This window comes from Virgibacillus alimentarius, assembly GCF_000709085.1.
Classification (GTDB): Bacteria; Bacillota; Bacilli; order Bacillales; family Amphibacillaceae; genus Virgibacillus_B; species Virgibacillus_B alimentarius.
Window position 1 is genome coordinate 1 of record NZ_JFBD01000120.1, and the last position, 9,140, is coordinate 9,140.

6 protein-coding genes are annotated in these 9,140 nt (G+C 37.4%); 2 read left to right on the top strand and 4 right to left on the bottom strand.

The window, feature by feature from the left end:
• Nucleotides 1–494 precede the first annotated feature (494 nt).
• Nucleotides 495–2,609, bottom strand: coding sequence for a sigma 54-interacting transcriptional regulator (locus tag GZ63_RS0115395; RefSeq protein ID WP_029271071.1), 2,115 nt, complete (start codon nucleotides 2,607–2,609; stop codon nucleotides 495–497).
• 364 nt (nucleotides 2,610–2,973) lie between these two features.
• On the opposite strand from GZ63_RS0115395, the gene GZ63_RS0115400 reads away from it, so the two are divergent.
• A complete protein-coding gene (locus GZ63_RS0115400; protein WP_029271073.1) occupies nucleotides 2,974–4,158 on the top strand; it encodes a CaiB/BaiF CoA transferase family protein in 1,185 nt (394 codons plus the stop codon).
• Complete coding sequence (locus GZ63_RS0115405) at nucleotides 4,148–5,347, top strand: acyl-CoA dehydrogenase family protein (protein ID WP_029271075.1); 1,200 nt, start codon at nucleotides 4,148–4,150, stop codon at nucleotides 5,345–5,347. Before GZ63_RS0115400 ends, GZ63_RS0115405 begins: the two co-directional genes overlap by 11 nt.
• A gap of 54 nt (nucleotides 5,348–5,401) precedes the next feature.
• Here GZ63_RS0115405 and GZ63_RS0115410 read toward each other — a convergent pair whose 3' ends face one another.
• From GZ63_RS0115410 to GZ63_RS0115420, 3 genes are all read right to left on the bottom strand, one after another.
• Complete coding sequence (locus GZ63_RS0115410) at nucleotides 5,402–7,399, bottom strand: TRAP transporter permease (protein ID WP_029271077.1); 1,998 nt, start codon at nucleotides 7,397–7,399, stop codon at nucleotides 5,402–5,404.
• A complete protein-coding gene (locus GZ63_RS0115415) occupies nucleotides 7,392–7,919 on the bottom strand; it encodes a DUF1850 domain-containing protein (protein ID WP_029271079.1) in 528 nt (175 codons plus the stop codon). Before GZ63_RS0115415 ends, GZ63_RS0115410 begins: the two co-directional genes overlap by 8 nt.
• Before the next feature lie 94 nt (nucleotides 7,920–8,013).
• Nucleotides 8,014–9,006 carry a TAXI family TRAP transporter solute-binding subunit gene (locus tag GZ63_RS0115420; protein ID WP_029271081.1) on the bottom strand — a complete coding sequence of 331 codons (993 nt, stop codon included), beginning with the start codon at nucleotides 9,004–9,006 and terminating at the stop codon, nucleotides 8,014–8,016.
• Nucleotides 9,007–9,140 lie beyond the last annotated feature (134 nt).

Consider the following 9,140-nt stretch of genomic DNA (forward strand, 5'->3'; position numbering starts at 1 on the left):
TTATAAAATATTCAGAAAAAATAATAGGCCTAACCATAATATCAGAGGCCTTTAACGAATTTATTTTTTATAAAGGAATGCTTTGTAAATTAAATTATTTTGGATTTCGCTCTGCTTTTTTATGACTAATTGCATAGTATTATGAATATTTTCATATTAACAAAACAATCCGCCTTGATATTTGAATAAAAAAAGCTGGGACAAAACCCCAGTAAATGTCAAAAAGTCAAATAGTCCATTGGGGCTATTTGACTTTTTTTAGGTGAGATAATTCTATTAATAGTTTTTACTAATCGATACGGATGGTAATCCCGTTGACTTCCACTACAGGTGGCTGCTTTCCGCGGGCACGACTTCAGCCTCCTCGGAAGAAAATCACTTCACGTGGGGTCTTCAGACACGTGCTTTTCCCGCAGGAATCAGCCACCAATTTTTGATGGTTGGAACCTTTTTTAAGATATTTTGCTAGTTATGTCTCAGTCTTTTTTATTCTCCTATTCATTTTGTAAAATTTTTTGATATTTACGACTCACTGCCGATTGGCTAATATTTAATGCTTCCGCTGCTTTTGTTGTTGTTCCAAATTTCTTCATCGCTAACAGAATGAGCTGTTCTTCCACTTCCTCTTTCGCTTTTTGAAGCGGCATGATTCCATTAACCATTGGTTTAGCTTTCTTCACAATACCATTAGACATAAACTGATCGACTAACGCTGCAGTTATTACATCCTCATCCGCTGTGACAAATAGTCGTTCAATTAAATTTTGTAATTCACGGATATTGCCAGGCCATGAATAATTTTCGAGCAAATTCAGTGCATCTGGCGAAAAATGGTAATTTTTGTCATATCGCTGGTTTAATTTTTGCAATGTGTGATATGCGAGCAACGGAATATCCTCTGATCGTTCATTTAATGGCGGAACACGGATTGGAATGACATGAATTCGATAATATAAATCCTCCCGGAAAGTTCCTTTCTCAACCATTCCTTTTAGATCCTTGTTTGTGGCAGCGATAATCTGAACGTCAACAGGAATTGCAGTAACACTTCCAATTGGTACAACTTCACTTTCCTGAAGAACTCTTAGCAATTTTACTTGCAAAGACATTGGCATATCCCCAATTTCATCTAAAAATAATATGCCTTCATGTGCTTGTTCAAAATAGCCTTGCTTTCCTTTCATGTCCGCTCCGGTAAAAGAACCTTTCGTATAACCAAATAATTCACTTTCAAGCAGATTTTCCGGTATGGATCCACAATTGATTGTTAAAAAAGGGTTATTGGAACGATTACTTTTTTGATGGATTGCACGTGCAATCATTTCTTTTCCCACACCTGATTCACCTTGAACTAACACCGTAGAAGAAAATTTAGCAATCTTTTCAACCTGATTAACAATTTGCTGCATTTTAGCACTACAATAAATAATTTCATGTGATGGCTCAGCTGTCATAGTTTTCAAGCGGGTAAGTTCCTGTTTGTACCTCTTTGTTATTTCTCTTGTTTGTTTTAGCTCCGTTTTCAATTTTGTATTTTCGGTAATGTCTCTAGAAGCTATAACAACTCTTTGGAGCTCTCCCTTTTCATTAAAGATAGGGTTACCGACTGCAAGTACTTTCTTGCCATGCTTTCCCTCTTGAACACGGGAAACCTTTTCTTTTTTCTCTAAAACCAGTTTCGTTATCGAAGGGGAGATATCGCCTTTCTTTTCCAAATCCAATATATTTTTCCCTACTAGCTCATTTAATTCACCTTTCCAAAAATCCCTTATATAGTTTTCACTATGACGTAAAATGTTACCTGTATGATCAACGACCACAAGTTCATCATAAATCGTAGAAAGAATAGCGTTCATATCACTATTTAAGTTTTTTACAGCTTCGATTTCCATGGCCATCTCTTCAACCATAGGCAAATCCTGCACTATTATAATAGCACCTTCCACATTTCCGTTTGAAGTTTCGATAGGGCTGTAATCGACCAATACACCCATTTCATCAGTAATGCGAATTTGATTTAAAATCGTTTTACCAGTAGCGAAAACTTCATTTACTTGTTCTTTGTGAAATATAATACGTGCATCTTTTCCCATTACTTCATCTGCTTCAGAACGAATCATTTTTAGTCCGGATTCATTACAATTAACAATTTTATATTCGTGATCTATGACAAATAACCCCATCGGTATCGATGCAAGCAGTACACGTAAGATATTAATATTTTTTGTTTCCTCACGAAACATCCCTGCCAGCATATCTTCTCTTCTTACATAGCCTGTAATGTCATTTTGTTCATTCTTCACTAAAACAATAGGTTGTCCCAAGGCCTGAAAAATAAATGGTAAAGATAGCGTCTGATTTAATTTAAAAGTTCCAAGTTTATCAATGGAAATCGCATTTGAAAATATTTGGTTAATATGTAAATTAGAGTAATCTATTTTTTCTGTTTTTAAATTTTTTAAGTCGACATATGCACGGAGGCGATTATTCTCTGTCAAAAATAAATACGGATCCTGATGAGTAGCAATCTTTTTTAAAAGTGCTTCTTCCTCTATATTTGTAGAAACTGCAAAAATGGGTCTCAGCTTGTTAAAGATCGTTTGATTCACCTGTAAACCTCCTTTTTATAAACTTTTGACTATTTGTAATTATATCATAATACTATAAAATGACATCGTTTTCATTAAAACTGTTCTTTTGTCGGATCAGAGCAGATGTGAACTATAAATATCTTAGGACTGAATTTTATAAAAGTTTAGAAAACACTTTACATTTAATCCAACATATAATAAAATAAATGAATAAGTTACAAAATAATAATAATTCCTACTGCCTAATCTGTTTACAGTTCCATTCCAGATCTGTTCCAACGGATAAAAAGCCAGTTCACTTTGTATTACAGCTTAAAATCAGTCTGTAAACAATTTGAATTGGTTTTTTTATTTACACTGTTAAAGAGGAAGGAGTGAAACAATGACTGGCGCATTAAAAAATATAAAAGTGCTAGATTTATCACGCGTTCTCGCTGGTCCCTATTGTACGATGATTCTAGGGGATCTCGGTGCAGAAGTGATTAAAGTGGAAGCACCTGGAGGCAGTGATGAAACACGTAAATGGGGCCCCCCTTTCCAAAACGATGTTAGCGCCTATTATCTTTGCGCAAATCGGAATAAAAAAAGCATTACAGCCGATTTGAAATCAGAAGAGGGCATTCAAATGATTAAAAAACTGGTAATGGAAAGTGATGTTATTATTAATAATTTTAAATCTGGTACGATGGAACGCTTTGGCTTGGATTATGAATCACTGTCAGCGATTAACCCTAAGATTGTTTCCTGTTCGATTACCGGTTTTGGTGAAACAGGACCATACAAAAACATGCCAGGTTATGATTTCATTATTCAAGCAATGAGTGGATTGATGAGCATTACAGGGGATGATGATTCCGGACCCCAAAAATTAGGTGTAGCCATCACTGATATTCTAACAGGTTTATATGCCTGTATTGGCATTCAAAGTGCATTGCTAGAACGTACACAATCAGGTAAAGGGCAAAAAGTCGATATTTCCTTATACGATGCTGCTGTAAGTTCACTTGTAAATATCGGAAGTAATTACTTAATGTCTGGCGTAATACCTAAACTCCGGGGGAATCGCCATGCAAATATTGTCCCTTACCAAACATTTAAAACGTCGGATGGCGAAATCGTCATCGCAGTAGGGAATGACAATCAATTTAATGCTTTATGCACCATTTTAAATAAACAACAATACAGCTCGGACCCTAGATTTCTTACGAACCCGGATCGAGTCAAACATCGTGAAGAATTAGATTCATTATTACAGGAAGTTTTTCTTACAGAACCAACTGCATACTGGAGAAAGAAATGTAATGAAAACAATATACCTTGCGGACCAATCCAAAATATCAAAGAAGTTACAAATGATCCGCAGCTTCAAGCGAGAAATATGTTTATCGAATACCAGCATCCTAGTGCAGGGCCTATTAAAATGATTGGCAGTCCGTTAAAACTATCACGGACACCTGTGAAGGTTAATCACCACCCGCCAAATGTGGGTGAACATAATGAGGAAATATTCAACCGATTAGGATTAAAAAACAACTACACTGAAGGAGATGAAGAAAATGAATTTTGAACTTACAGAGGAACAAAAAATGTTACGAGATACAGCGAGAAGTTTTACAGACAAGGAAATTATGCCATATATAGCAGAGTGGGAACGTCAAGGTGAATTTGATCCAGCTATTATGGCGAAACTTGCTGAACTTGGTTTAATGGGAGTATGTATTCCAGAAGAGTATGGCGGTAGTGGCATGGATTATAATTCACTGGCGATTGTCTGTGAGGAACTGGAGCGTGGCGATACCGCATTCCGTACTGCCGTATCCGTGCACACCGGATTAAATAGCATGACTTTGTTGCAATGGGCCTCTGAAGAACAAAAGCAAAAGTACCTTACTCCTCAAGCAAAAGGGGACAAAATAGGTGCGTTTGGTCTGACAGAACCAGCAGCAGGCTCCGATGTTGCCTCTTTAGAATCAACTGCAGTCAAAGAGGGAGATTACTATATCTTAAATGGACAAAAAACATGGATTTCTCTATGTGATACTGCTGATCACTTTATTGTTTTTGCCTATACGGATAAATCAAAAAAGCATAAGGGAATTTCTGCATTTATTGTGGAACGAACATGGGAAGGTTTTTCTTCCAAAGCAACAAAAGGAAAGCATGGGATTCGAGCTGGCAATACTGGCGAATTATTTTTCGATCAAGTCAAAGTACCAAAAGAAAACCTGCTTGGTAAAGAAGGAGAAGGATTTAAAATTGCTATGTCTGCCCTGGATAATGGACGCTTCACAGTAGCAGCCGGAGCTGTCGGTCAAATTATGGCATGTTTAGAAGCTAGTGTGAAATATTGTCATGAACGGGAAACATTTGGAAAAGAAATTGGCAAGCATCAACTCGTTCAGCAGATGATTGCTAAGATGGAAGCAGGATTACAAATGAGCCGATTGCTTGTGTATCGTGCAGGAGCATTAAAAAATCAAGGAAAACGAAATACACGGGAAACATCACTCGCCAAATGGCAAGCCTGTGATTTTGCTAATAAAGCAGCAGATGATGCCGTGCAAATTCATGGTGCTTATGGTTATTCCGATGAGTATCCTGTAGAGCGTTATTTACGCAACTCGAAAGCACCAGTCATTTACGAAGGAACACGTGAAATTCATACGATTATGCAGGCGGAATATGTATTAGGTTACCGTCAAGATAAACCGCTAAATAAAAGTCTCCCTGCATGGGAGGGAAATCTTGTAAAATAGTTATTTTCGCACCCACAATAGATAGAATCGTGGGTGCGAAATATTTTTTATCAATTAGCTTCCAACCTGTTTAATATCGGTATCTGTCTCTCGCTTGCGCATGGACGAAAGCTGCAGGGCAATCAAAGCGACAAAAACACCTAACCCTATTAAGTCTGTATATCCCCCCGGATAAATTAGTAGCAAACCGCAAGCAATCGATATCGTTCTCTCTATCCAGTGTAATCTACGGTACCAAAACCCAATTAAACCGCCGCCAATGGCAATCATGCCAGCTATTGCAGTAACTAATATCATACTAATTTCGAGCAAGGATGTGTCGATCATTAATAATTCCGGTTGTAAAACAAACATATACGGAATAATAAATGCTGCAATCGCAAGCCTGGATGCATTTGCACCAGTCCGTATCGGTGCACCACCGGATATACCTGTGGCTGCAAAAGCCGCCAATGCTACAGGTGGTGTAATATCTGCTACAATACCGAAATAAAATACAAACATATGTCCAGCAAGGACCGGAATTGCTACTTCCAGCTGATCATTTAATGCAATGATTGCTGGCAGTGCAATGGTTGATGTAATGATATAGTTTGCTGTCGTTGGAGATCCCATACCTAGAATAATGGAAGTGATCATTGTAAAGATCAATGTGAGCATCAATTGGATATTCATGGAAGACGCAATGGATCCGGCTAGATTAACAAGACTGTTTCCTAGTTTCAATCCCAGACCTGTTTTCGTTACTACCCCGACAATGATTCCCGCACATGCTGTAGCTGCTGCAACTCCCAGTGCAGTACGAGCTCCGGAAGTTAGCGCTAAAATAAGCCTGCCAGGAGTTAATCTCGTATCTTTTCGAAATAGACTTACAATGATGATGGATAATATTCCATATAATGCCGTTCGTTCAATACTGAATCCTTTAAACAGCAAATAAACAATAGCAATAATAGGAATGAGCAAATGAATTTTTTTCATAACTTCTTTTTTACTTGGTATTTCATCCTCAGGTAATCCGAATAGTCCTAATTTCTTCGCTTCAAAATGGGTCATAATCCATATTCCTGAAAAATATAAAATAGCTGGAATGGTTGCTGCTTTTGCTATTTCCCAGTAACCAACACCGGCAAATTCAATCATTAAAAAAGCGGCCGCTCCCATGATAGGCGGCATAATTTGTCCTCCGGTTGAGGAAGCTGCTTCAACAGCTCCAGCAAAATTGCGATGATAGCCAAGTTTCTTCATCATAGGGATCGTATAAGCACCGGTCGTTACTGTATTTGCTACCGAACTCCCTGAGATCGTTCCATTTAAGGCACTTGAAAATATAGCAACTTTTGCCGGTCCCCCCGTACGCTTTCCTGCAAGTGAAATGGCCAAGTCATTAAAATAATTTCCGACACCTGTCTGGATAAGAAAAGCTCCAAAGAGTAAAAACAGGAAAATATACGTAGAGGAAACTTGCAACGGAGTTCCTAGAATACCTTCTAATGTAAAGAACATCGAATTCACCAGTTGCTCCGGGCTAAGACCGCGATGTGCCAGCATCCCCGGCATTTGCGGTCCGTATAACGCATAAATCATAAAGATAATTGCAATAATTGTAATCGGAAGACCAACAGCTCTTCTTGTTGCTTCAAGGACCAACAATATAGCAATACTTCCAATAATGAATTGCGTTTGATCAATCCCTCCTATTTGTTGTACTAATGTTTCATAATAAAGCGGCCAATATCCGCAAACAACAATTGCTAATAATGCTAGAATAATATCATACCAAGCTATTTTCACTTTATTTCCTTTTTTGCTGGCAGGGAATAAAAGAAAAATGAGGGTTAATGCAAATCCCAAGTGAACAGTTCGTTGAATATATGCTGTATATTGACCAAACGCACCTGTATATAGCTGGAATAAAGAAAAGGCAATCAGCGTAATAAAAACAACCTTCGCTGCAATTCCAGTTAAATGACGTGTATTTGATTCTGCATCATATTTTTGTAATAATTCATCCTGTTGTTCTTTTGTGAGCTCTGGCTTTGATTCACTCATGAATTTTCACCTCTTTCAAATACTGACTGAGCGTTAATTTTTCTATTTTTAATTTGAACCAAGCACCCGGCTGAAAATAATCATTAAACCAAACCCTATATTCCGCTTGGTTTCCCCAAACAAGCCGGTGTTCTGATACTGTCTTTCCATTCCGTATGTTCATCGATGGGAAAATGTTTTCTAAATTTTTTATATAATATTTTCCATCCTCATTAACAAATTCCTCGCCTTCTTGTGCATTCGAAGGCATCCCAATTCCAAATTCTTCATAAACAATCTCATTTTGTTTTATATCATGATTACGTGTTACCTCATATTTTTCGATAACATCAGTTAAATGGATCGAATGCTTAAAAATAATTTGAAAGTGATCCCCTGTATTCATTGGTAAAAAAGCTTCTATTTGATCTGTATTCTCTTTATAAAAAACTAAAGCAGTTTTATAAGGGATAAACATGAATGCGAGTGTGATAACTAAAAGTAATATACCTATCAAAAGAGTTATTCGTTTTTTTGCCATCTATGATTCACCTTATATTTCGATTAAAAAGGCCGGTGCAATTGCCTATAAATAGGACCTGCAACCGGCCTCCTGTTCTTTCACTTACTATCATTTATTTCGCTTCAATACCCTCTTCATCAAAATACTTTTTTGCACCTGGATGTAAATCAATACCTATTCCATCTAAAGCAGATTCCAATGTGATAAGTTCACCTTTATCATGTGAAATTTTATCCGTATTTTCATAAATCGCTTTTGTAATATCATAAACAGCATCCTCTGATAGGTTATCAGTCACTGCTAGCATCGCAAGCACCGCTACTGTATCTACATCCTCTTGAATACCATATGTTCCAGATGGTACCGTATCCTCTGCATAATATGGATATTTTTCTACAAGCGCTTCTGCTTTTTCTTTTTCAATTGGAACGATGCTCACATCTTCTGTTGCTGATAATCCTTCAACAGCCCCTGTTGGTGTACCAGCAGTAATGAAAGCGGCATCAATATTTCCATCTTGAATACCACCTGTTGATTCATCAAAATCTAGATTCTCTGCATCAATATCGTCCATTGTCATATCATAAATGTCTAAAATTTGCTCCGCATTGATATAAGTTCCGGAACCAGGCGCACCAACAGAAACAGTTTTTCCTTTAAGATCTTCCACTGCCTCAATTCCTGATTTATCTGTTGTCACAATCTGAATCGTTTCTGGGTATAACGAGCCTAATGCAAGCACATTATCAACAGAATTATCTTCAAAAGCATTGACTCCATCAATTGCATTTGCAACAACATCGGTTTGTACAAATGCAATTTCAGCTTCTTCTTCCTGTAAAGCGATTACATTATCAGCCGAAGCATTGGAAGAAACAGCATCTGTTTGTATTCCTGTTTCATCAGAAATGATTTTAGCCATTGCTCCTCCCAGCGGATAGTATGTACCACTCGTTCCGCCCGTTAACATACTCATAAATTCTGGTGTTTCTCCTTCACTTTCTTCCCCGTCGCCTGACGCATCGTCTGTGCTACCACAGGCAACTAAAAATAATGAAAATAAAAATAATAAAGCAACTGAAAGTAAGAAATGTTTCTTTGTCATCATACTTCCCCCTCATATAATATGTTTAGTCTTAAATATTTTCTTATTAATTATTTTCAATCTACCTAATAACACTTTGAGCGTAACTCCGTTACCCTTCACTGCTGGCGGATGCTTTCCGCGGGCATGGCTTG

What these genes read in the sequence shown, in the direction of transcription:
- GZ63_RS0115420 (WP_029271081.1), bottom strand. Translation starts at nt 9,006, where the DNA reads ATGACAAAGAAACATTTCTTACTTTCAGTTGCTTTATTATTTTTATTT.
- GZ63_RS0115405 (WP_029271075.1), top strand. Translation starts at nt 4,148, where the DNA reads ATGAATTTTGAACTTACAGAGGAACAAAAAATGTTACGAGATACAGCG.
- GZ63_RS0115400 (WP_029271073.1), top strand. Translation starts at nt 2,974, where the DNA reads ATGACTGGCGCATTAAAAAATATAAAAGTGCTAGATTTATCACGCGTT.
- GZ63_RS0115415 (WP_029271079.1), bottom strand. Translation starts at nt 7,919, where the DNA reads ATGGCAAAAAAACGAATAACTCTTTTGATAGGTATATTACTTTTAGTT.
- GZ63_RS0115410 (WP_029271077.1), bottom strand. Translation starts at nt 7,399, where the DNA reads ATGAGTGAATCAAAGCCAGAGCTCACAAAAGAACAACAGGATGAATTA.